20 protein-coding genes and 1 other annotated feature are annotated in these 24,890 nt (G+C 43.2%); of the genes, 19 read left to right on the plus strand and 1 reads right to left on the minus strand.

The window, feature by feature from the left end; genetic code table 11:
- Positions 1-109: 109 nt before the first annotated feature.
- The 14 genes from AC2YHV_RS00485 (at position 110) to yihA (ending at position 19,161) form a co-directional block, all read left to right on the plus strand.
- Positions 110-622 carry a M15 family metallopeptidase gene (locus AC2YHV_RS00485; protein ID WP_487372381.1) on the plus strand — a complete coding sequence of 171 codons (513 nt, stop codon included), beginning with the start codon at positions 110-112 and terminating at the stop codon, positions 620-622.
- A 279-nt stretch (positions 623-901) separates the two neighbouring features.
- Positions 902-1,160: a binding site (T-box leader), on the plus strand.
- Between the two features lie 117 nt (positions 1,161-1,277).
- On the plus strand, positions 1,278-2,993 hold the full coding sequence (ilvB, locus tag AC2YHV_RS00490; protein WP_268564530.1) for an acetolactate synthase large subunit: 1,716 nt from the start codon (positions 1,278-1,280) through the stop codon (positions 2,991-2,993).
- A 3-nt stretch (positions 2,994-2,996) separates the two neighbouring features.
- The gene (ilvN, locus tag AC2YHV_RS00495) at positions 2,997-3,509 is read left to right on the plus strand and encodes an acetolactate synthase small subunit (RefSeq protein WP_034308941.1); all 513 of its coding nucleotides are present in this window, start codon (positions 2,997-2,999) and stop codon (positions 3,507-3,509) included.
- A gap of 54 nt (positions 3,510-3,563) precedes the next feature.
- A complete protein-coding gene (ilvC, locus tag AC2YHV_RS00500) occupies positions 3,564-4,592 on the plus strand; it encodes a ketol-acid reductoisomerase (protein WP_048688871.1) in 1,029 nt (342 codons plus the stop codon).
- A complete protein-coding gene (locus AC2YHV_RS00505) occupies positions 4,579-6,114 on the plus strand; it encodes a 2-isopropylmalate synthase (protein ID WP_034308937.1) in 1,536 nt (511 codons plus the stop codon). Before ilvC ends, AC2YHV_RS00505 begins: the two co-directional genes overlap by 14 nt.
- Positions 6,115-6,129: 15 nt before the next feature.
- Positions 6,130-7,242, plus strand: a complete 1,113-nt coding sequence (gene leuB / locus AC2YHV_RS00510; protein ID WP_034308935.1) for a 3-isopropylmalate dehydrogenase — start codon at positions 6,130-6,132, stop codon at positions 7,240-7,242.
- A 71-nt stretch (positions 7,243-7,313) separates the two neighbouring features.
- The gene (gene leuC / locus AC2YHV_RS00515; RefSeq protein ID WP_098866422.1) at positions 7,314-8,723 is read left to right on the plus strand and encodes a 3-isopropylmalate dehydratase large subunit; all 1,410 of its coding nucleotides are present in this window, start codon (positions 7,314-7,316) and stop codon (positions 8,721-8,723) included.
- 28 nt (positions 8,724-8,751) lie between these two features.
- A complete protein-coding gene (gene leuD / locus AC2YHV_RS00520; protein WP_034308930.1) occupies positions 8,752-9,351 on the plus strand; it encodes a 3-isopropylmalate dehydratase small subunit in 600 nt (199 codons plus the stop codon).
- Between the two features lie 156 nt (positions 9,352-9,507).
- Positions 9,508-10,542 (plus strand): tetratricopeptide repeat protein, encoded by a 1,035-nt coding sequence (locus AC2YHV_RS00525; RefSeq protein WP_487372382.1) that lies wholly within the window; start codon positions 9,508-9,510, stop codon positions 10,540-10,542.
- A 184-nt stretch (positions 10,543-10,726) separates the two neighbouring features.
- Positions 10,727-12,019, plus strand: coding sequence for a trigger factor (gene tig, locus AC2YHV_RS00530; RefSeq protein ID WP_034308928.1), 1,293 nt, complete (start codon positions 10,727-10,729; stop codon positions 12,017-12,019).
- Positions 12,020-12,449: 430 nt separating this feature from the next.
- Positions 12,450-13,718 (plus strand): ATP-dependent protease ATP-binding subunit ClpX, encoded by a 1,269-nt coding sequence (gene clpX / locus AC2YHV_RS00535; protein ID WP_057276653.1) that lies wholly within the window; start codon positions 12,450-12,452, stop codon positions 13,716-13,718.
- Positions 13,719-14,335: 617 nt separating this feature from the next.
- Positions 14,336-16,006, plus strand: coding sequence for an ATP-dependent protease LonB (gene lonB, locus AC2YHV_RS00540; RefSeq protein ID WP_187049838.1), 1,671 nt, complete (start codon positions 14,336-14,338; stop codon positions 16,004-16,006).
- A gap of 255 nt (positions 16,007-16,261) precedes the next feature.
- Positions 16,262-18,583 (plus strand): endopeptidase La, encoded by a 2,322-nt coding sequence (lon, locus tag AC2YHV_RS00545; protein WP_057276651.1) that lies wholly within the window; start codon positions 16,262-16,264, stop codon positions 18,581-18,583.
- Complete coding sequence (gene yihA / locus AC2YHV_RS00550; protein WP_034308918.1) at positions 18,580-19,161, plus strand: ribosome biogenesis GTP-binding protein YihA/YsxC; 582 nt, start codon at positions 18,580-18,582, stop codon at positions 19,159-19,161. The genes lon and yihA overlap by 4 nt, the downstream gene beginning before the upstream one ends.
- A gap of 56 nt (positions 19,162-19,217) precedes the next feature.
- Here the strand turns inward: yihA and AC2YHV_RS00555 are convergent, their stop codons facing one another.
- A complete protein-coding gene (locus AC2YHV_RS00555) occupies positions 19,218-19,700 on the minus strand; it encodes a LiaI-LiaF-like domain-containing protein (RefSeq protein ID WP_063575548.1) in 483 nt (160 codons plus the stop codon).
- A gap of 253 nt (positions 19,701-19,953) precedes the next feature.
- On the opposite strand from AC2YHV_RS00555, the gene hemA reads away from it, so the two are divergent.
- Genes hemA through hemB form a run of 5 tightly spaced genes read left to right on the plus strand, consistent with a single transcriptional unit; the run spans position 19,954 to position 24,869 of the window.
- Complete coding sequence (hemA, locus tag AC2YHV_RS00560) at positions 19,954-21,300, plus strand: glutamyl-tRNA reductase (RefSeq protein ID WP_283928975.1); 1,347 nt, start codon at positions 19,954-19,956, stop codon at positions 21,298-21,300.
- A 10-nt stretch (positions 21,301-21,310) separates the two neighbouring features.
- Positions 21,311-22,141, plus strand: coding sequence for a cytochrome C assembly family protein (locus AC2YHV_RS00565; RefSeq protein ID WP_283928974.1), 831 nt, complete (start codon positions 21,311-21,313; stop codon positions 22,139-22,141).
- A 9-nt stretch (positions 22,142-22,150) separates the two neighbouring features.
- On the plus strand, positions 22,151-23,083 hold the full coding sequence (gene hemC, locus AC2YHV_RS00570) for a hydroxymethylbilane synthase (RefSeq protein WP_057276649.1): 933 nt from the start codon (positions 22,151-22,153) through the stop codon (positions 23,081-23,083).
- Entirely contained in the window at positions 23,083-23,880 is a 798-nt protein-coding gene (locus tag AC2YHV_RS00575) for a uroporphyrinogen-III synthase (protein WP_487372383.1), read from the plus strand. The genes hemC and AC2YHV_RS00575 overlap by 1 nt, the downstream gene beginning before the upstream one ends.
- A complete protein-coding gene (gene hemB / locus AC2YHV_RS00580) occupies positions 23,877-24,869 on the plus strand; it encodes a porphobilinogen synthase (RefSeq protein WP_487372384.1) in 993 nt (330 codons plus the stop codon). Before AC2YHV_RS00575 ends, hemB begins: the two co-directional genes overlap by 4 nt.
- Positions 24,870-24,890 lie beyond the last annotated feature (21 nt).

Consider the following 24,890-nt stretch of genomic DNA (forward strand, 5'->3'; position numbering starts at 1 on the left):
TGTTCAGCCTTTTTTCATTTTTTAGATAATCTTTATACCCCCAATAAAATAATGGTAAAGCCTTTCCTCCTGCAGTTATGTTTGCATTTAATATAGGGGAGGTGCTAGGATGGCCATCAAATTACAAACCCTATTGAATCACGCAAAGGAAAACATGGGAAGCGGTATGAACCCGGTCGTGAACGAGACGATACTCGAAGTGGTGAAATTAGCTTATGAAGCGGGGATATTTGTTCAAATAACGGCTGGTTATCGAAGTTTCCGAGAACAACATGAACTGTATGAACGAGGCAGAACGAATAAATCCAAGCCAATCGTGACTTATGCCAGAGGGGGGCAATCCTTTCATAACTATGGCCTTGCAGTCGATTTTGTCATCCTTAGTGGTGACGGCAAGCGGGCACTGTGGACAGAGGGCGAGAAGCGGACAAGGGTGGCAGCCATAGCAAAATCCCTGGGATTTGTTTGGGGAGGGGATTTTGAATTGTTCCGTGATTTTCCTCACCTTGGAATGTCAGGCGGTTTATCAACGAGAGATCTTCAAAAGGGATGGCGGCCGAATCTTATATCAAGAGTGGCGTCAGCAATCAGTGAAAATGAGGCTAAAAGGGAAAATGGATGATTCTTTTTTAGGGATCCGATACTTGTGACTGACATCATGTGGATGATGCGTGACATGATTCATTTAATTGGGATATCCGGTGTTTTTAAAAATTAAAAATTGAAAAAACTTTTTTTATAAAATGTGGCCATGATAGGTATGTAAGCGGATACAACAAATCTTTCAATTTAGAATTATCAAAAAATTTCAAAAAACCTGTTGACTACTACCTGAAATACACGTAAGATAATCACAAATACAAGACATCAAACATAAGCGTTTCGAAAAATATGAATAATGCGAAAAGCATTGAAGAGGATAAGTAGTCTTTTAAAAAGGCAGTCACAGAGAGCCGGGTAGCTGAGAGCCGGTATTGTCCCGAAAGATGAACTCACCTTGGAGTTTCAGCTTGAACGTCTGACTAGTAGAGCTGAACGGGTGCGTACCAGTACCCGTTACCAAAACAGAGAATAGTGTAGTCTATTCAAAGTGCGCATGGAGTTTCATGCGAAAAAGGGTGGTACCGTGGAGTGGCTCATCAAGCCTTTTCACCCCTTTAACTTGCCGAGTGCAAGTACATTTGGGGTGAAAAGGCTTTTTTGTATGCTTAAAAAGCTGAAAATTCTGAATCTTGAGAAAAAATTTAATTAGGAAAGCGAAGGAGGTTTTTTACGAAATGACACAAAAGTCAGTTGTTGCTGATCGGAAAAGTGGAAAGACACATTATAGTGGTGCCGAATTTCTGCTGGAAGCATTGAAAAAGGAAAATGTTGATGTCATCTTTGGTTATCCAGGAGGTTCTGTATTGCCGATTTATGACAAACTTTACAGTTCAGAACTTTTTCATATTTTGACAAGGCACGAACAAGGTGCGATTCATGCAGCGGAAGGATACGCCAGGATTACCGGCAAGCCGGGGGTGGTCATCGTCACATCCGGTCCAGGGGCAACGAACATCGTCACTGGTTTGGCCGATGCAATGATCGACTCTTTACCGCTAGTTGTAATTTCAGGTCAGGTAGCTACCAGTGTAATCGGCTCGGATGCTTTCCAGGAAGCGGATGTACTGGGGATTACTACCCCGATCACAAAACATAACTATCAGGTAAGGAAGCCGGAAGACCTTCCGCGCATCATAAAAGAAGCGTTTTATATCGCTTCCAGCGGCCGGCCCGGTCCAGTATTGATCGATATACCTAAGGACATGGCCATTTTGGAAGGTGTATCGACGGATGAGGAGCCAGAAATGAATCTCCCTGGCTATCAGCCGACGACCAAGCCGAATTACTTACAGATCAGAAAGCTTGTTGAAGCCGTAAGCGGGGCGAAAAGACCGGTCATTCTTGCAGGGGCAGGTGTCCTGCATGCAAAGGCCTCCCATCTATTAAAGGAATATGTCGAGCAGCAAGGCATCCCCGTCGTCCACACTTTATTGGGTCTTGGGGGCTTTCCGGCAGAACATCCACTCTTTATCGGAATGGGTGGCATGCATGGCTGCTATGCAGCAAACATGGCGTTAGCGAAATGTGATCTATTAATCAATATCGGTGCAAGGTTCGATGATCGATTGACTGGGAATCTAGCGAAATTCGCACAGCACGCAACGGTTGCCCATATCGATATTGATCCAGCCGAAATCGGTAAAAATGTTCCGACAAAAATTCCAGTTGTCGGAAGTGCTAAAGAAGCACTCTCGGAATTGATTACGCAAAATGGCAAGAAACCGGAAATTGATGAATGGACAACACAGCTTACTGCTTGGAATGAAGAGTTCCCATTGCGCTATACCCATGAAGAAGGCGTATTGAAACCTCAGCGGGTCATCCAGATGCTTCATGAAAAAACGAATGGGGAGGCCATTGTTACGACCGATGTTGGACAGCATCAAATGTGGGCAGCACAGTACTATCCATTTAACAAACCGAATTCATGGGTCACTTCCGGTGGATTGGGGACGATGGGCTTTGGCTTACCTTCGGCTCTCGGAGCGCAGCTGGCGAACCCGAAAGCGACGGTGCTTTCCATATCGGGGGATGGTGGATTCCAGATGTGCCTGCAGGAACTCTCGGTCATTGCCGAAATGAATCTGCCAATCAAAATCATCATCGTCAATAACGGTGCACTAGGGATGGTAAGACAGTGGCAGGAACTCTTTCATGATAACCGTTTTTCACACAGTATTTTTCAATCGCATCCGGATTTCGTGAAATTGGCCGATGCCTATGGAATTCCGGGATATAAGGTGACGACGGAGGAAGAAGCAAGCAACTGCCTGGATGTAGCGTTAAAGACTGATGGTCCAGTATTGATTGATTTCCGGGTCAAACAAAACGAAAATGTTTTTCCGATGGTAGCACAAGGAAAAGGGCTAGATGAAATGGAAGGAGTTTAATCAATGAAGGGAATTCTTAGCCTCACCGTGAATAACCGGCCAGGCGTCCTTAATCGGATTACGAACCTGTTCACGAAAAGAAATTATAACATTGAAGGCATGACTGTCGGACCTTCCGAACAGGATGGCATTTCAAGGATGACCTTTGTGGTCGATGTCGATGACGAAACTGTCATTGAACAGATCACCAAGCAGCTGAATAAGCAGATCGATGTTTTGAAAGTATATGATATTACGAATCAATCGATTGTGGCGAGGGAACTTGCACTCATTAAAATATTGGTGACTACACAAACCCGAGCCGAGATTTATTCAGTCATCGAACCCTTCCGAGCTTCAGTTATTGATGTCAGTAAAGATAGCGTGACCGTCCAAATCACAGGGGAATCGGATAAAATCGAAGCTTTCATTGAACTGATCAAGCCATATGGCATCAAGGAATTGGCAAGGACAGGGACTGCCGCCATCCCGCGTGGAATGCAAATTGCACACGCTAAGAGTGCGACAATCGTATAAAACAAAAACAAAAACAAAAACAAAAACAATGATGAAAAGGGAGATGTAATTATTATGGCAAAAGTATATTATAACGCAGAAGCAAACGAGAATTTCTTCAACAATAAAAAGGTAGCGGTAATCGGATATGGTTCACAAGGACACGCACACGCTCAAAACCTACGTGACAGCGGTGTAGATGTAATCATCGGAATCAGGAAAGGTAAATCCTTCGATAAAGCGGTGGAAGACGGCTTTAATGTTTACACAGTGAAGGAAGCAGCTGAACAGGCAGACGTGATCATGAACCTATTACCGGATGAAACTCAGCCGAAAGTATACCAAGAAGAAATCAAACCGGTATTGCGTGCAGGTCAAGCGTTAATGTTCGCACACGGATTCAACGTACATTTCAATCAAATCGTTCCTCCGGCAGACGTAGATGTTTTATTAGTCGCTCCTAAAGGTCCGGGACATCTTGTTCGCCGTACATATGAACAAGGGGCAGGGGTGCCGGCATTGTTCGCCATCTATCAAAATGTTACGGGTGAAGCAAGAGAATTGGCACTTGCGTACGCTCGGGGAATCGGTTCTTTAAGAGCTGGCGGTTTGGAAACCACTTTCCAGGAAGAAACGGAAACGGATCTATTTGGAGAGCAAGCTGTACTTTGCGGCGGATTGACTGCCCTTGTGAAAGCTGGATTCGAAACCTTGACAGAAGCTGGATATCAACCGGAAGTAGCATATTTCGAGTGTTTGCATGAACTTAAGTTAATCATCGACCTTATGTATGAAGGCGGTATGGAAAACATGCGCTATTCCATCTCTGACACAGCTCAATGGGGAGATTTCGTTTCTGGACCACGCGTTGTGACGGAAACTACGAAAGAGGCAATGAAAGCGATCTTGAAAGACATCCAAGACGGTGAGTTCGCTAAAGGATGGATCTTGGAAAACCAAGCGAATCGTCCAGTCTTCAATGCGATCAATAATCGTGAAAACCAACATCAAATCGAAGTGGTTGGCCGTGAATTAAGAAAAATGATGCCATTCGTAAAACCTCAACAAAAAGAGAAAGAAGTGGTAGCCGTTGCGAAAAATTAATATATTTGAAACCACACTTCGTGATGGGGAGCAATCCGCCGGTGTAAATTTAAATTTTACCGAAAAACTTGAAATTGCTTATCAGCTTGAAAGATTGGGTGTTGATATAATCGAAGCCGGTTTTCCGGCAGCATCCAAAGGGGATTTCAACTCCGTACAGGAAATCGCGCGCAAAATCAAAAACAGCTCTGTCACAGGGCTGGCGCGTGCTGTAAAAGGAGATATCGATGCAGCTTGGGATTCATTAAGGGGCGGCGCAGAACCAAGATTGCATACGTTCATCGCCACTTCGCCCATTCATCGTGAATATAAGTTGAAAATGTCTAAGCAGCAAGTGATTGAAAGGTCGGTTGAAATGGTTAAGTACGGAGCAGCGCGTTTTCCGATCGTACAATGGTCTGCAGAAGATGCAAGCCGCACGGAACTTGACTATTTGGCTGAAATCGTTGAAGCGGTCATTCAGGCTGGTGCCAAGGTCATTAACATCCCGGATACAGTAGGGTATGCAGCTCCAATCGAATATGGCAACATTTTCAGATACCTTCGTGAACATGTTCCTTCTATTGAAAAAGTTAGTTTATCTGCACACTGTCATGACGATCTTGGAATGGCGACGGCCAATTCATTGGCTGCCATCGAAGGCGGGGCTACGCAAGTCGAAGGCACAATCAACGGAATTGGTGAACGTGCCGGAAACGTGGCACTTGAAGAAGTGGCCATGGCACTCTACATCCGTAAAGATTTTTATCAAGCGGAAACGGGTCTTGTATTGAATGAAATTAAAAGGACCAGTGATTTGGTCAGCCGCCTTACGGGAATGCAAGTTCCTGCTAATAAAGCCATTATTGGTGCCAATGCTTACGCACATGAATCAGGCATTCACCAGGATGGCGTGTTAAAAGAAAAAACGACATATGAAATCATATCACCTGAACTCGTCGGGGTTTCGTCCAATTCACTCGTTTTAGGAAAGCATTCAGGACGCCATGCCTTCAAAGAAAGGTTACAAGAGTTGAATTTTACGGTGACGGATGAGGAAATGAACTCATTATTCGTCCAGTTCAAGGAATTGGCCGATAATAAAAAGACCATGACGGATGAAGATATCGTTGCGCTGGTGCTTGAAGAGAAAGCGACGGATATCAGTTTCTATGACATGATTTCCTTACAGATTTCACATGGCACCCATCAGACGGCGACTGCAACGGTCACATTGAAAAAAGGCGATAATGAAGAGATTCAGGAAGCGGCTACAGGTGCAGGAAGTGTAGAAGCCCTATACAACACGCTTGAAAGATGTTTGGGCAAAGAGATCAACTTGCTGGACTATCGTATTCAATCGGTGGGGGGCGGAATGGATGCCCTCGCACAGGTTTTTGTGAAAATTGATTATAACGGTGTGGAAACAAGCGGCAGGGGTCTTGATCAGGACGTCTTGGAAGCATCCGCCAAAGCATATTTGAACGCTGTTAACCGTGTGATCATCATGAAGGAACTGGAAGAAAAAGCAGTATTACAATAGGAAGGGGAGATTTCGATGAAAAGGAATATTGCGGTGCTTCAAGGAGATGGCATCGGGAAAGAAGTAACAAGAGGCGCTGTAGAAATCCTCGAAGCCGTTGCCCAAAGATATGGACACGATTTTGAATTTCAATATGGTGAGATTGGCGGAGGGGCCATCGATAGCACAGGTTCACCCCTTCCGGATGAAACAGTGGAGATTTGTAAAAACAGCGATGCGGTATTATTAGGGGCCGTTGGAGGACCTAAGTGGGATGACCAGCCTGCGCACCTAAGACCGGAACGAGGTTTGTTGAAAATCCGAAAAGATTTGAATCTTTATGCTAACATCCGTCCAATCAGCTATTATTCCAGCTTGTCGGAATCTTCTCCTCTTAAGAAGGAATTCATTGAAGATGTGGATTTCGTGATTGTCAGGGAACTAACTGGCGGCCTTTATTTCGGAAAGCCAAGTGAGCGCGTTGAAAAAGAAGGGAAAGAAGCGGTCGTCGATACACTTTTCTATCAGAAAAGCGAAATGAAGCGCATCATCGAACTTGCTTTTTCATTAGCATCGGAGCGCAAGAAAAAAGTAACTTCCGTGGATAAAGCGAATGTTCTTGAATCCAGCAGGATGTGGCGTGAGACGGCTGAAGAAATTGCCAAGGACTATCCGGATGTAATCCTTGAACATATGCTTGTTGATAATGCAGCCATGCAATTGATCAAAAACCCGAAACAATTTGATATTATCGTGACGGAGAATATGTTCGGCGATATTTTAAGCGATGAAGCGTCGGTATTGACTGGATCGCTTGGAATGCTTCCTTCCGCCTCCATATCAACTAATGGTCCTAATCTATATGAACCGATTCATGGCTCTGCCCCGGATATCGCAGGCAAAAACCTGGCTAATCCGATTGGGACGATTTTATCGGCGGCTTCCATGCTGCGTCTATCCTTTGGTTTGGAAGATGAGGCGAAAGCAGTTGAACAGGCGGTGGAAACGGTCCTTGAATATGGCTTGAGAACAGGCGATATCGCAAATGGCCAACCGACAATTACGTCTACCTCTGAGATGATTGCAGAAATAAAAGCAAACCTTTTAGACCAGGAAGCCATTTCCAACATCATGGGAGCTTATGCATAAACTTCTTTCACGGCCTAACATTAGGCCGTGTTTTTTAAAAAAAATACAAGATTGATCGAGGTGGGATAGTGATGGGTAAGTCGATAATAGAGAAAATATGGGATCGCCATATTGTAAATGAAGAGGAGAATAAACCGGATTTAATTTATATAGACCTACAATATATTCATGAAGTGACCTCTCCGCAAGCATTTGAAGGATTGAGATTAAAAGGGCGGAAAGTCAGGAGACCCGATCGTACTTTCGCGACAATGGATCATAATGTGCCAACCGTTAATCGCTATTTCATCGAGGATGATATTGCAAGGAAACAACTAGAGGCGCTTGAGCAAAACTGTAAGGAGTTCGGTATCCGCCTTGCTGATTTAGACAGTCCGGATCAAGGTATCGTTCACGTTATCGGGCCTGAATTAGGGCTTACACAGCCAGGGATGACGATTGTCTGCGGAGACAGTCATACTTCCACGCATGGTGCGTTTGGCTCGATTGCATTTGGAATCGGTACGAGTGAGGTCGAGCATGTTTTGGCCACACAAACCCTATGGCAAACAAAACCCAAAACATTGAAGCTTGAGGTCAATGGCAAGCTTGGTCATGGCGTGATGGCGAAAGATGTCATTTTATATGTAATTTCCAAATTCGGCGTCGATTTCGGTACGGGACATATCATTGAGTATTGCGGGGAAGTTTTCCGGGATATGTCAATGGAAGAAAGAATGACGGTCTGCAATATGTCGATTGAAGGCGGGGCAAGAGCAGGGCTGGTAGCTCCTGATGAAACAACGTTCTCTTATTTGAAAGGCCGTAAATATTTGCCGAAAGGACAAGAGTTCGAGCAATGTGTTCAGGACTGGAAGTCACTTTCCAGTGATGAGGATGCTGTTTATGACCAAGAAATCATTCTTGATGGCAGCCTGATTCCACCAATGGTCAGCTGGGGGACAAATCCTGGAATGGCTAGTGGCGTGGACGGAAAAGTACCTACCCTCGCAGAGGATATCATGGATCCTAAGGAACTGAATCGGGCCATTGAGTATATGGGCCTTGAGGAAGGGATGCCGATCACGGAAATTCCCGTACAACATGTATTCATAGGATCGTGTACCAATTCACGCATTGAGGACTTAAGGCAAGCCGCAGGAATGATCGATGGCCAAACTGTTCAAAAAGGGGTTCGGGCGATGGTCGTTCCCGGTTCACAAAGCGTCAAAAGGCAAGCGGAAGATGAAGGGTTGGATGAAATTTTCAAATCTGCTGGCTTCGAATGGCGCGAATCGGGCTGCAGCATGTGCCTGAGCATGAACCCTGACGTGGTTCCGGCAGGCGAGCATTGTGCCTCCACAAGCAATCGGAACTTCGAAGGCAGGCAAGGAGCTGGGGCAAGAACACACCTGGTTAGTCCGGCTATGGCTGCCGCGGCCGCCATTCATGGGAAATTTGTCGATATTAGGAATTTGAAAAGAACTGAACAAGTCCAATAAGAATACGAATTAACCGGAGGTGCAGAAAATGGAACCCATTACTATATATAAAGGAAGAGCGGCGGCACTTGACCGTAAAAACGTGGATACGGACCAAATCATTCCAAAGCAATTTTTAAAAAGGATTGAGCGAAGCGGATTTGGCGAATTTTTATTCTATAACTGGCGTTTTGATGAAACCGGGAAGAAACGTCCTGATTTTGAATTGAATCAGCCCCATAATCAAAACACGTCCATATTAATAGCAGGTGAAAATTTTGGCTGCGGTTCGTCCCGTGAGCATGCCCCTTGGTCTTTGAAAGACTACGGGTTCGATATCATCATCGCTCCGTCTTATGCTGATATCTTTAAAAGTAATTGCATGAAAAATGGCATGGTCCCCATCGCTTTGACCCAGACTGAAGTAAACTATTTAATGGAGAGAGTGTCAGCACCTGATTATGAGCTGACTATCGACCTTCCCAATCAGACATTGAAAGATGGTCAAGGGTTTGAAACGAGCTTTGAAATTCATCCATATTGGAAGGAAATGCTCGTCAAAGGCTGGGATGAAATTTCGATAACGCTTCAATATGATAAAGAGATTTCTGCCTATGAATCTCAAAAAAAGGCTGTATCGAGTATTTAATAGAAAAAAGTCATTTCCCGTTATCCTTTCTTATTTGAAAGGATACGGGATTTTTTTTATCGGGAAAGAAGGTATCCGCCCATATAAATTTTTGTGTTTCCAGCTATTACATGCTAAACTGTTTCTCAAAAAGCGAACGGTGAGGCGGAAAATAGGATGGATGATGAGAACAACCAAAAGAAGGCCGGAGAAACAAAGATTATCGCCTTTCCAAATCTCGGTGAGAGGCTGATTGTAAAAGGACTGGATGAGCTTGGTAACAGGAACTTTAAAGCGGCTGCGCAGCTTTTCAGCCAAGCCAGGGAGTATGAGCCCGAAAATGATGAAGTTTGCATGGGCCTGGTGGTCTCACTAGTTGAACTTGAGTATTACCAGGAGGCAAAAGAGTTGTGCATAGAGATGCTGAATAAAGGCATCGGCGACTATTTTCAACTGATCAATATTTATTTGATGGTACTGCTGCAATTAGGCGAGCATCAGGAAATGGTCACGACGATCGAACTGTTATTTGAAGAAAACCAAATTCCCTTCGATAAAGAGGAACATTTCGAAAAGATGCTTCAGTTCAGTAAAAGGGCTATTGAGGATAAAAAAGAAGAGAAAGAAAGGCAAAATCAACAGCTTTCAGAGGAAATGCAGGAGGATGAACTTTTTGAAGGGAAAACGGATAATGAAATGCTTATGGTCATTTCAAAACTCACGAATATCAATATTCGACCATTTATCCCTCAAATCGAAGAATTTCTCCAAAAAGATGAGGGACATCCTTTTTTCAAAACGATGCTCCTTAACATCCTTATCGACCAGGAGTATAACGAGGAAATGACGGTGAGGAAATTCAATCAATCGAAGTCGGTCATCCCAAGGGAATTGAAAAGTTTGAAGGAGACGGACTTCTATAAGATGGTGACCGGACTGGCCGAAGAGGAAATCAGTCAGGATAATCCGAGCTTATATGAAATGGTCCATAGTTTGATTGAACGTCATTCTTTTTTATTGTTTCCTTTTGAACCAGGACCTGAAAGCTTGCCTGCATGGGCAGCTGCCTACCATACCTTGGCGGAAGAGTACATGACCGGGGAAGTTTCCGTGAGGGACTTAGCGGATCTTTACCAGGCAGATGAGGAAAGCATTGCGGATATTCTTTCCTATATAAAAGAAATTGAAGAAATTTCTTATCCTATTATTTAAGCTATTGCTGTTGTAACAGATTAATCCTGTGGTATAATGTAGTGGTTGTAATGTATAATTCGTCTAATTTTGACGATTTCCCCATTATTTTGGGGGTATATTTGAAGGATGACTTGTTAACACTTGCAAAGCATAATCATCCAATGCTTATTATTGAAGTATATAGATTTTTGGAGGGAAACACATGTCTGTAAAATGGGAAAAACAAGAAGGTAATCAAGGCGTACTAACAATTGAAGTTGACGCTGCAAAAGTAAACGAAGGTTTAGACGCAGCTTTCAAAAAAGTAGTGAAACAAGTAAATGTACCTGGCTTCCGTAAAGGTAAAATGCCACGTCAAATGTTCGAAAAAAAATTCGGCGTAGAATCACTTTACCAAGATGCGCTTGATATCATTCTTCCAGATGCTTACGCAAATGCTGTCGAAGAAGCTGGAATTCAGCCTGTAGATCGTCCAGAAATCGACATCGAGAAAATGGAAAAAGGCGAAAACCTGATCTTCACTGCAACTGTAACAGTTAAGCCTGAAGTTAAATTGGGAGATTACAAAGGTGTTGAAGTTGAAAAATTCAATACTGAAGTAACTGACGAAGATGTTGAAAACGAATTGAAAACTTTACAAGAGCGTCAAGCTGAACTTGTCGTTAAAGAAGAAGGACAAGTCGCTGAAGGCGATACGGTTGTTCTTGACTTTGAAGGATTCGTTGACGGTGAAGCATTCGAAGGCGGAGCTTCAGAAAACCATTCATTGGAAATCGGTTCAAACTCTTTCATTCCAGGATTCGAAGAGCAACTTGTCGGTCTTGAAACTGGCGCTGAAAAAGATATCGAAGTTACATTCCCTGAAGAATACCATGCTGCTGAACTTGCAGGTAAACCAGCAGTATTCAAAGTGAAAATTCACGAAATCAAAACAAAACAACTTCCTGAGTTGGATGATGAGTTCGCGAAAGATGTCGACGATGAAGTGGAAACTTTGGCTGAACTTAAAGAAAAAACAAAACATAAATTAGAGCATGACAAAAAACATGAAGAAGAAAACTTCATCCAAAACACTGTAATTGGTAAAGCTGTTGAAGGTGCAGAAATCGACGTTCCTGAAGCAATGATTTCAAACGAAGTTGACCGCATGATGAATGAGTTCTCTCAACGCATCCAATCTCAAGGTCTTAATTTAGAACTTTACTACCAATTCTCAGGTCAAGACGAAGAAGCTTTAAAAGCGCAAATGAAAGAAGAAGCTGAAGGACAAGTTCGTACGAGCCTTACTCTTGAAGCAATCGCAGAAGTTGAAAAACTTGAAGCGACTGACGAAGATGTAGAAGCTGAACTTGCACAAATGGCTACTATGTACAATATGGAAGTTGACGCGATCAAACAAGCTCTTGGAAACTTAGAAGGAATCAAAGGCGATCTTAAAATTAAGAAAGCAATTGACTTCTTGGTAGAAAACAGCAAAACAGTTGACGCTAAATAATTTTTATAAATAAGTAGATTTAAATATTTCCTTTAAAAAAACAAGGCGCGAGTAATCGTGCCTTGTTTTATACATATTGAGAATTAGTGTAAATTTTAAATATCGGTTAATTCCTGATTGATTTTTTTTTGATTTCGGTGTAGATTAGTTCTAATACCGCATATACATATTTATACAGCAAATCCTGCTTTTAAAAATCCGAAGTTTTGGGCATGCTGGTAAAGGGCAAATACATATTGATTGATTATTGTACTTATTTAACAACTCGGACCGTGAGCATTTTTGTTACTAAACTTCCAAGAACATGATAAAATGCAAAACATACTAGGGAGTTTGGAATGTTTAAGCAGATGTGTGCCTAGTTTTTTTCTTTACGATTAGGTACCGCTATGTAATAGAGTTGGAAGAGTATTTAAAGGGGTGAACGTACATGTTTAAATTTAATGATGAAAAAGGACAGTTAAAATGTTCTTTTTGCGGTAAAACACAAGAACAAGTCCGTAAACTGGTTGCTGGTCCAGGTGTCTATATTTGTGACGAGTGTATAGAACTTTGTACGGAGATCGTCGAGGAAGAGCTGGGAACTGATGAAGAAGTAGAATTCAGAGATGTTCCTAAACCTATGGAAATCCGCGAAATTCTTGACGAATATGTGATTGGACAAGAACAGGCAAAGAAATCTTTGGCTGTAGCTGTTTATAACCATTATAAACGTATCAATTCCAATAGCAAAGTCGACGATGTTGAGCTTTCTAAAAGTAACATCGCCCTAATCGGACCGACGGGAAGCGGGAAAACCCTTCTTGCGCAAACATTGGCACGTTTACTCAATGTTCCTTTTGCCATTGCTGATGCCACTTCCTTGACGGAAGCTGGATATGTTGGGGAAGATGTTGAAAACATCCTTCTCAAATTAATCCAAGCAGCTGATTATGATGTGGAAAAAGCGGAAAAAGGCATCATTTATATTGATGAAATCGATAAAGTTGCCCGTAAATCGGAAAATCCTTCCATTACACGTGACGTGTCTGGTGAAGGTGTGCAACAAGCTTTATTGAAAATTCTTGAAGGAACGGTTGCCAGCGTTCCGCCTCAAGGTGGACGTAAACATCCACATCAGGAATTCATCCAAATCGATACGACCAATATTTTGTTCATCTGCGGCGGTGCCTTTGACGGCATCGAACCGATCATCAAACGCCGTCTTGGGCAAAAAGTCATTGGTTTTGGCTCTGACGTGAAAAAGGATGATGTTGCAGAAAAAGAATTGCTTTCCAAAGTCCTTCCTGAAGACTTGCTTCGTTTCGGATTAATTCCGGAATTCATCGGACGTCTTCCGGTAATTGCGACTCTTGAGCAATTGGATGAAGCGGCTTTGATTGAAATCCTTACACAGCCGAAAAATGCCCTTGTTAAACAATATCAAAAATTACTTGAGCTTGACGATGTTGAATTGGAATTCGAACAGGAAGCGCTAAGTGAAATTGCTAAAAAGGCAATTGAACGCAAAACTGGTGCACGTGGTCTGCGCTCCATCATCGAAGGCATCATCCTTGAAGTGATGTTCGATCTGCCTTCACGTGATGATGTTGCAAAATGTGTAATTACAGGCAGCACGATTTCGAAAAATGAATCTCCAAAGCTCGTCCTTAAAGACGGTACAACCATAAAAGGACAAGAAAAGAAAACATCTGCTTGATTTATAAGGAAAAGAAAGACTGCCAGTTAATGCTGGCAGTCTTTTTGTTTTTGGCTCTTTTCGTAAAGATTGTTGTTTTTAAAACGAAACTATTTTAGGTTGATTGGAGCGGAAGTGCGAGACTCCTGCGGGGGCAGCGGGACAGGTGAGACCCCGCAGGCGTTTACGCCGAGGAGGCTCACCGCCCGCACCAAGGAAAGCGAGCACCTGGAGGGGAAATCAACCACACTGCACTACTTCGTAAATAGCAACAAAGTATGCGAAAACAGCCTTGTTTTTAGACCAAAGTTGATTGTAACGGAAAGTGCGAGACTCCTGCGGGAATATACGTCCGAGGGAGACCCCGCAGGCGCAGACCGCCCGCGGAAAGCGAGTGCCTGCAGTGGAAATCAACGTTAAAACCTCAAAACAGTAGGGTAAAACCAGATAATTTCGAGTTGTTTACAGTCTGAGACTGCCAGTTCATCCTGGCAGTCTATTTCTTTTCCCTTTTTTCTAAATTGTTGTATTTAGGATAAAAACGCCAATTTTTCAACACGAATTTCTTGGATAATTTCGCCCTTCCAAAGGAGATACTAACAGAAATGACAAACTAGGAGAGTGCAGGAGGGAATAAGATGAATTGGACAGGATTGGCGTTGTTTATCCAGCTGTTTTTTGGGATTATTATTGGATTGTATTTTTTGAACTTATTGAAAGGCCAACGGACACAAAAAGTTTCCATTGACCGTGATTCACGTAAGGAGATGGACCAATTACGGAAGATGAGATCGATTTCGTTAACAGAACCATTGGCAGAAAAAGTTAGACCAAGCACATTTAATGAAATCATCGGTCAAGAAGATGGGATTAAATCTTTAAAAGCTGCTTTATGTGGGCCGAATCCCCAGCATGTGATAATTTACGGTCCTCCGGGGGTAGGGAAAACGGCAGCTGCCAGACTTGTTTTGGAAGAGGCGAAGAAAAATGGCAAGTCCCCTTTTAAGAATTCTGCCGTTTTTGTTGAATTGGACGCCACCACAGCCAGGTTCGATGAACGAGGGATTGCCGATCCGCTCATCGGTTCTGTGCACGATCCAATCTACCAAGGAGCCGGGGCAATGGGACAGGCAGGAATTCCGCAGCCAAAGCAGGGTGCAGTCAGCAATGCACATGGAGGCGTACTGTTCATAGATGAAATAGGAGAGCTTCATCCGATACAGATGAATAAACTTTTAAAGGTATTGGAAGATCGTAAGGTTTTTCTGGAAAGTGCCTATTATCAAGAGGAAAATCAAAATATTCCCACTCACATCCATGATATTTTTAAAAATGGACTGCCGGCTGACTTTCGGTTGATTGGTGCCACAACAAGAACGCCAAATGAAATCGCGCCTGCGATACGTTCAAGATGCATAGAAGTGTTTTTCCGTGAACTGGACCGGGAAGAAATAATCGCCGTGGCCAAGAATGCCTCAGATAAAGTGGGGATCACCATCAGTGATAAAGGCTTGGAATCGATTTCGGATTATGCCCGAAATGGCAGGGAAGCTGTCAACATGATTCAGACTCTTGCAGGAATCTCAATTAATGAAAACAGGACTTTCATCAGGGAGGAAGATATAGATTGGATGGCCCATAGCAGCCAGCTGACCCAAAGAATGGACAGGAAAATAGAAGCGAAATCCAAAATAGGCCTTGTCAACGGTCTTGCAGTCTATGGTCCAAACAGCGGGGCATTGCTGGAAATAGAGGTTACGGTAATGGCTGCCTCTGATGAAAAAGGTTCGATAAACATTACCGGTATCGTTGAGGAAGAAAGTATCGGCGGCGGGGGTGGCAAATCGGTTCGACGCAAGAGCATGGCGAAAGGATCGATTGAAAATGTCATTACGGTATTACGCTCGATGGGAGTGCCTGCCAATCAATTCGATATCCATGTGAACTTTCCGGGCGGAAGTCCAGTGGATGGCCCTTCTGCAGGGATTGCAATGGCCACAGGCATATACTCGGCCATATATAAAATCCCTGTTGACCACACTGTGGCGATGACTGGGGAAATAAGCATTCATGCCGGCGTTAAACCGATCGGCGGTGTCATTCCGAAAATCAAGGCGGCTAAACTTGCCGGGGCAAAAAAGGTAATCATCCCAGCCGAAAACATGCAGCCGCTTCTATCTGAAATCAAGGATATAGAGATCATTCCTGTTTCGAATGTGAAAGAAGTGCTGGATCAGGCACTGAAGAAAGAATTGATGTCGGAACAAATCCTCACAACCTTGGACCTATCAAAAAAAGAAAGTGTATAAAGGATATGCCCCGGCTAAAAATAGAACCGGGGCATTTTAAGGACAAAATTGGCGTTCCCGGCCACCCTGCCGTAAAAAATAAACACGCATTCAGGCGTGCTTTTTTATCTAATATTGGAGATAATAATAGCAGTCGAAACGTGTTAAGGTAAACGAATAGACACTTCTATATAAATAGGATAGAATTGTTAAAAGGTTGAGAACATGGGTAAATAGTTTACAACGACGATACTAATTAGATGGAGGTGTCAGGAAATGACTGATAAAGAAATCATCGTCCCCCTCCTGCCGCTTAGAGGACTGCTTGTATATCCAACGATGGTACTTCATTTAGATGTAGGCCGAGATAAATCGGTACAAGCCCTTGAGAAAGCAATGGTGGAAGACCATCTTATATTTTTGACGACACAACAAGATGTTTCGTTGGACGAACCAGGTGAAGAAGATTTATTTACAATGGGAACTTTAACAAAGGTAAAACAGATGTTGAAGCTTCCGAATGGTACAATCCGGGTGTTGGTGGAAGGGTTGAACCGTGCAGAAGTCATGGAATTTTACGATTATGAGACACATTATGGTGCCAAGATTAAAATATATGAAGACAGTGATGAAAAGGATGCTGAACATCAAGCATTAATGCGCACACTACTGGATTATTTTGAACAATACATAAAAATGTCCAAGAAAATAACCGGTGAAACGTTTTCGTCCACTTCGGATATTGAAGAGCCTGGGCGATTAGCGGATATAATCGCTTCCCATTTGCCTTTGAAATTGAAGGAGAAGCAAGAAGTGCTTGAGACCATTGATATGAAAGAGCGTCTTAGCCGTGTAATCGAGATCATCAATAACGAAAAAGAAGTTCTTTTTCTCGAGAAAAAGATCGGCCAGCGTGTTAAACGTTCGATGGAACGGACTCAAAAGGAATATTATTTACGAGAGCAAATGAAAGCCATACAAAAGGAATTGGGCGATAAAGAAGGAAAAACAGGGGAAATTGAAGTCCTGAACGAAAAGATAGAAGAAGCGGATATGCCTGAGCATATCAAAGAAACGGCATTAAAGGAATTGGACCGTTATGAAAAAGTTCCTTCGAGCTCAGCCGAAAGCTCTGTGATCCGCAATTATATCGAATGGCTGATCTCTCTTCCTTGGACCAAAGCGACCAAAGATGACTTGAATATTCATAAAGCCGAAAAAATCCTGAACCAGGACCACCATGGTTTGGAAAAGGTGAAGGAGCGTGTGCTTGAGTATTTGGCCGTACAGCAATTGACCAAATCTCTGAAGGGACCGATCCTTTGCTTGGTGGGACCGCCAGGAGTCGGGAAAACGAGCTTGGCTAAATCGATCGCTTCATCCCTGAATAGGAATTTCGTCCGTATATCTTTAGGTGGGGTGCGCGATGAATCAGAAATCCGCGGACATCGCCGCACATATGTAGGGGCAATGCCGGGACGGATCATTCAAGGCATGAAAAAAGCTGGAACGATAAATCCGGTCTTTTTACTGGACGAAGTGGATAAGATGTCCAATGACTTTAGGGGAGATCCATCTGCAGCGATGCTTGAGGTGCTCGATCCAGAGCAAAATCATAATTTCAGTGATCATTATATTGAAGAAACCTACGATCTTTCCAAAGTCATGTTCGTCGCAACGGCAAATAATTTGGGATCGATTCCTGGTCCGCTTCGTGATCGTATGGAAATCATTTCGATTGCAGGTTATACTGAGATAGAGAAACTTCATATAGCCAAGGATCACTTGCTGCCTAGACAGCTTGAAAACCATGGTTTATTGAAGACACAATTGCAAGTCCGTGAGGAAGCACTTACAAAAATCATCCGTTACTATACTCGGGAAGCCGGTGTTCGGAGTCTGGAACGACAGCTTGCAGGCATCTGTCGGAAGACTGCAAAAATCATCGTGTCCGGAGATAAAAAGCGGGTCGTCATTGCTGAAAAGAATGTCGAGGAGTTTTTAGGGAAAACCATGTTCCATTATGGACAGGCGGAGGTCGAGAACCAAGTTGGTGTAGCTAATGGTTTAGCATACACGTCGGTAGGTGGCGATACGCTGCAAATCGAGGTTTCCTTATCACCAGGTAAAGGGAAGCTGATCCTGACAGGAAAGCTTGGCGATGTAATGAAAGAGTCAGCCCAGGCTGCTTTCAGTTATGTCCGTTCAAAAACCGAGAAACTTCAGATTGATGCGAACTTCCATGAAAAATATGATATTCATATTCATGTCCCCGAAGGTGCGGTTCCAAAAGATGGCCCTTCTGCAGGCATCACGATTGCAACAGCGTTAATATCGGCCCTTACAAATAGGCCGATCAGAAAAGAGGTAGGCATGACAGGCGAAATTACATTACGCGGACGGGTTCTTCCGATCGGCGGGCTTAAAGAAAAATCTTTAGCGGCCCATCGCGCAGGACTTACGAAAATCATCATCCCGCAAAATAACGAAAAGGATATTGATGATATCCCGGAAAGTGTCCGTAAAGCATTAACATTTGTTCCAGTTTCACACGTCGATGAAGTCCTTGAGCATGCATTGGTAGGTGTGAACGAATGAAAGTAACAAGTTCAGATATTGTCATCAGTGCAGTGAAGCCTGAACAATATCCCAATACTCCAATACCGGAATTTGCCTTGGCAGGCCGTTCCAACGTTGGGAAGTCCAGTTTCATCAACAAAATGATCAATCGAAAAAACTTGGCGCGCACATCCTCTAAACCGGGTAAGACGCAGACCTTGAATTTTTATATCATAAATGAAGCACTCCATTTTGTGGATGTACCGGGTTATGGTTATGCAAAAGTATCCAAGACGGAGCGTGATGCGTGGGGGAAGATGATCGAAACGTACTTCACTTCCCGTGACCAGCTCCGCGCTGCGCTTCTGATCGTCGATTTGCGTCATCCGCCGACAAAGGATGATATCGCAATGTATGAATTCCTGAAGCATTATGACCTGCCCCGGATCGTCATTGCCACCAAAGCGGATAAAATTCCAAAAGGCAAATGGCAGAAACACTTGAAAATCACGCGCCAAACGTTAAATATGGAAAAAGAAGATGAATTGCTTCTATTCTCTGGTGAAACAGGCGAAGGTAAGGAACAAGCATGGGGCGTCCTTAAGAAATATATGTAAAAGAAAAGGGTATTCCGCATCTGGAATACCCTTTTTCATTATGTAATCGAAAATCTTCACTTTTTTCGAACCAAAAAATAAATGCCGATCGCCATCAAGGCAAAAGGCCAAAACCTTTCGATGTTCGCGGTGGTTGTTTCAACAATCCCGAAAGACGTTGTGATTTTATCGTAGAATAAGAATGTGATCGAGACGATGAATATGACCATCCCGTGAAACATTCCAGAATTTGTTTTACGTGCCCGGAGAATAAATCCCAGTGAGATGATTAAAATAAAGATACCTATATCATCCGGCCAAATCTCCAGGTTCTCGGCGATGTGGAAGTGGGCACCGAACCCAAGTAAGATGACGCCTGGCAGGATGGACTCATATTCATTACCGCTATATGCCTGAATCAGGAAGGCGGCACCGACAATACATAATAAAGTGGGCCAGCTGAAAAAGCCCGGAAAGATTTCGATTTGGGAATGTTCAAGAAAAAAATAGAGCCCGAAACCGATTAAAACGATTCCTGGGAAAATACGTTGCGTTTTCATTTTATCCTCCTATGCAATTCGATTACTTGAAGTTTTTTGCCATTTTTGATATGGTACTTTTGTACACAATGTCGAAATATGTATGTAACTTTACAAATCCCGCTTAGACACCTTTTGTAGCATTGAGGCGTTTTGGCTGTCTTTTCATGGTAGCATATGTTTTCATAAACTGTTCATATTATTTGCGTGAATCCATTTTAGTACATGGTATAATTAATTTACATGAAAAATTTTGGGGGTGCAAAACAAAAGGATGCATATTCTAGCGGTTGGTATAAATTACAAAACTGCCCCTGTAGAAATTCGGGAAAAACTATCGTTTAACGAAGCCGAACTTGCCGAGGCAATGAAAGCTCTTAAAAATAAAAAAAGCATCTTGGAAAACATTATTATTTCAACATGTAACAGGACGGAAATCTATGCGGTCGGGGACCAGCTCCATACAAGCAGGTATTATATCAAGGAATTTCTTTCGGAATGGTTTAACATCGATAAAGAAGAATTTTCTAAATATCTGTTCATTTATGAAGGCGATGGGGCTGTCGAGCATTTATTTTCAGTTACCTGCGGTTTGAATTCCATGATACTGGGAGAAACTCAGATTTTGGGACAAGTACGTTCAAGCTATTTGTTAGGGCAGAAGGAAGATACGATCGGTACCGTTTTTAACCATCTCTTCAAGCAAGCCCTTACATTAGCTAAAAAAGCTCATTCGGAAACCGAAATCAATACCAATGCCGTTTCCGTCAGCTATGCGGCAGTCGAGCTTGCAAAAAAAATCTTTGGAGGCCTGAATGGCAAGAATGTCTTGATTCTTGGGGCCGGTAAGATGGGTGAGCTGGCCATTCAAAATCTGCATAGCAATGGCGCCGACAGCATTACGGTCATTAACCGCACCTTTCAGAAAGCGGTCGACCTGGCTGAGAGATTCAATGGTACGGCCAAACAGCTGCAAGAGCTTCAATGCGCTTTAGTGGATACCGATATCCTGATTACTTCCACTGGTGCAAAAGATCTTCTTGTAACAAAAGAAATGATGTCATTCATCAATAAGCTTCGTAAGGGCCGTCCTATTTTCATGGTCGATATCGCAGTGCCGCGTGACCTTGATCCAACATTGGCCGAGCTGGAAAATGTCTTCTTGTATGACATTGACGATCTGGAAGGGATCGTGCAAGCCAATATCGAAGAACGTAAAAAAGCTGCCGAGAAAATAGAAATGATGATCGAATCAGAAATCGTGGACTTCAACCAGTGGATTAATTTACTTGGTGTGGTTCCCGTCATTTCTTCTTTACGGGAAAAATCCCTATCGATACAAAGGGAAACGATGGAAAGCATCGAAAGAAAGCTTCCGCATTTGAGCGAACGTGACAAAAAAGTCCTGAACAAGCATACGAAAAGCATCATCAACCAAATGCTGAAAGATCCGATACTTTATGCAAAAGAGCTGGCAGATGAGCCGAATGCAAAAGAGCAATTAAATAATTTCGTGAAAATCTTCCATTTAGAGGAATTGATTGAAGACCAGCTGGTTGGGGATGAAAAAGAACGGAACAGCTCCAAGTCATCCCTATTGAATCCAGTTCCTGTCCAGTAATGAGGTAGATATGGAATTACTAATGACAAGATTGCATGAAGCCACTGTTTTGCTGTATGCCATCAGTATGCTTTTATACTTTATTGATTTCCTTAATAATAACCAGAAGGCGAACAGGGTCGCCTTCTGGTTGCTTTCTATTGTTTGGGTGCTGCAAACAATTTTTTTGTTTCTGTATGTGTTGAAAACGGGAAGGTTCCCGGTATTGACGATTTTTGAAGGCTTATATTTTTATGCATGGGTCCTCATATCGCTATCATTGATCATTAACCGATTGCTAAGAGTCGATTTTACGGTCTTTTTTACGAATGTATTAGGTTTCATGGTTATGGCCATCCATACCTTTGCACCTGTTCAGATAGAATCTCAAGTGCTTGCACAGCGCCTGGTTTCAGAGCTATTGCTCATACATATCACTTTTGCGATCCTATCATATGGGGCATTCACGCTTTCTTTCGTTTTTTCAGTTTTATACTTAATTCAATATGATTTATTGAAACGGAAGAAGTGGGGAAAACGCCTGCTTCGACTCGGCGATTTAACAAAGCTCGAGCATATGTCCTATGTCCTCGCAGTTATAGGTGTTCCATTATTGGTGGTCTCCCTCATCCTCGGGATTCAATGGGCTTATATAAAAGTCCCTGGGGTATCCTGGCTGGACATGAAGATCATCGGCTCATTTATTTTGCTTATTGCTTACAGTATGTTTTTATACTTGAAAATTCGGAAACAAATGTATGGAAGGACGCTAGCCTTTCTGAATATTGGATCTTTCATGATTGTGTTAATTAACTTTTTCCTTTTCGGAAGCCTTTCAACATTCCACTTTTGGAATACATAGGAGGAAACTATGAGAAAAATAATTGTCGGTTCAAGACGTAGTAAATTAGCGATCACCCAAACGAACTGGGTGATCGATCAACTTAAAGGACTTGGGGTCCCATACGAGTTCGAGGTGAAGGAAATTGTCACAAAGGGTGACCAAATCCTTGATGTAACACTTTCCAAGGTCGGCGGAAAGGGCTTATTCGTTAAAGAAATCGAACAAGCGATGCTGGATAAAGAAATTGATATGGCCGTACATAGTATGAAGGATATGCCGGCAGTGCTGCCTCAAGGTTTGACGATCGGCTGCATACCACCGAGGGAGGATCATCGGGATGCCTTGATTTCAAAGAACCATGAAACCCTTTCCGAACTGAAGCCCGGTTCCATCATAGGTACAAGCAGCTTGCGGCGTGGCGCGCAAATTTTGGCTAGAAGGCCGGACCTTGAAATTAAATGGATTCGCGGAAATATCGATACCCGTCTGAATAAGCTGAAAACGGAAGATTATGATGCTATCATTTTAGCGGCAGCCGGACTATCAAGAATGGGTTGGGAGCAGGACATCGTAACGGAATTTTTAGATGAAGATATTTGCATTCCGGCAGTTGGACAAGGAGCTCTTTCCATTGAATGCCGTGAAGACGACAAAGAACTGCTGGCGGAACTTGCGAAATTGACCTGTGAAAAAACGAAAAGGACGGTTGAAGCGGAACGTGCCTTTTTGGATAAAATGGAAGGCGGATGCCAGGTGCCGATTGCTGGATTTGCGGTGGCAAAAGATAATGGGTCCGTTTCCTTGACGGCTTTGGTCGCTGCCCCGGATGGAAAGGTGATATATAAAGAAATGGTTGAAGGTGCTGATCCAGAGGCGGTTGGGCATGCTGCTGCCAAACAGATTAGCGAAATGGGCGGTAAAGAATTGATCGATCGCGTAAAAGAAGAGCTTGATCAGTAATGAACCCAGTTCAACCTCTTAAGGATTATCAGGTATTGATCACCAGAGGGAAAGGACAGGCAGATGGTTTAAAAGAGTCGATCGAAAAAAATGGCGGAACGCCGCTTCTTGTTCCATTGCTTGAGTTCACCCTTCCAGATCATATGGAAGATGTGCATCAGCGGTTTGAAGAGTTGCTTACATATGACTGGATCATTCTGACCAGTCAAAATGGGGTGGAATTCTTCTTTAGGCTTCTTGGAAACCAGCCTTTGAAGCTTCCGAAAATAGCCGTAATCGGCTCCAAAACAGAAGCGGCCCTGAAACGGCATGGTTATAAGGCGGATTTCGTTCCAGCCCAGTTTGTTGCCGAGGGGTTCGTGGCAGAGTTCAATACCCTGCTAGATCCGGGTGCCCGAGTGTTGCTGGCAAAAGGAAATCTCGCAAGGGCGGTTATAGCGGAGGCGATCAATGAAGCTGGAGCAATCTGTGATGAAGTGATAATTTATCATACAGTGCTTCCTCGAAGCAGTGAAAAAAAACTGGTGCAGCTTATAAAGAACCATGAAATCGACATCATGACCTTTACGAGTTCATCGACGGTCAATCATTTTTTACAGATCATGAAAAGCCATGAATTGGATACATACATAGACCGGATCATCATCGCCTGCATCGGGCCGATTGCCGCTAAAACGGCTGAAAAACATGGGCTATCCGTCGATGTCTGTCCAGATGTTTATACGACGGATGCCATGGTTGCGGAGTTAATACGCTTTATCTTGAAAAGAAATAAACAGGGAGGAACTTTCAAATGAAAAACATTCCATTCAATCGCCACCGCCGCTTGCGTGCAAGTGCTGGCATGAGGGCTTTAGTCCGTGAAACACAATTGCATAAAGAGGATTTGATTTATCCGATCTTCGTCATCGACGGGAAAAATGTGAAAAATGAAATCAACTCCATGCCAGGTATCTATCAGCTATCCATGGATAATCTGGGTGCCGAAATGGATGAAGTCGTGAGTCTGGGCATTAAATCAGTCATTTTATTCGGTGTCCCTTTTGATCATGATAAAGACGAACAGGGAACAGGGGCATTTCATCACAACGGACTTGTGCAAGAAGCAATCCGCTTTATTAAAAAACAATATCCTGAAGTTATTGTCATAGCGGATACCTGCCTTTGCGAGTATACAAGCCATGGCCATTGCGGGGTCGTTGAAGGGGAAAAAATCCTTAATGACGCTTCTCTTGACCTTCTTGCCAAAACGGCAATCAGCCAGGCTGAGGCCGGCGCAGACATCATTGCGCCTTCCAATATGATGGACGGTTTCGTTGCGGCCATCCGTGCAGGTCTGGATGAAGCGGGTTATGAAGATATTCCGATCATGTCCTATGCGGTGAAATATGCTTCGGCTTTTTACGGCCCATTCCGTGATGCCGCGAATGGTGCGCCGCAATTTGGCGACAGGAAAACTTACCAAATGGATCCCGCCAATCGCCTTGAAGCGTTTCGTGAAGCTGAAAGCGATGTTGCTGAAGGTGCGGACTTCCTAATCGTGAAACCGGCCCTTTCCTACATGGACATCATCAGGGACGTTAAGAATAACTTTAATCTTCCGATCGTTTCCTATAATGTCAGCGGTGAATATTCAATGGTCAAAGCTGCTGCCCAAAACGGCTGGATTGATGAAAAAGCGATAGTGATGGAAATGCTGACAGGCTTGAAACGCGCAGGTTCCGACTTGATCATCACGTATTTTTCAAAAGAGGTAGCACGCTGGATAAACGAAGATAATCAATGATAAAAAAATATAACCTGTAAT

The organism is Peribacillus sp. SRI_006, assembly GCF_057586375.1.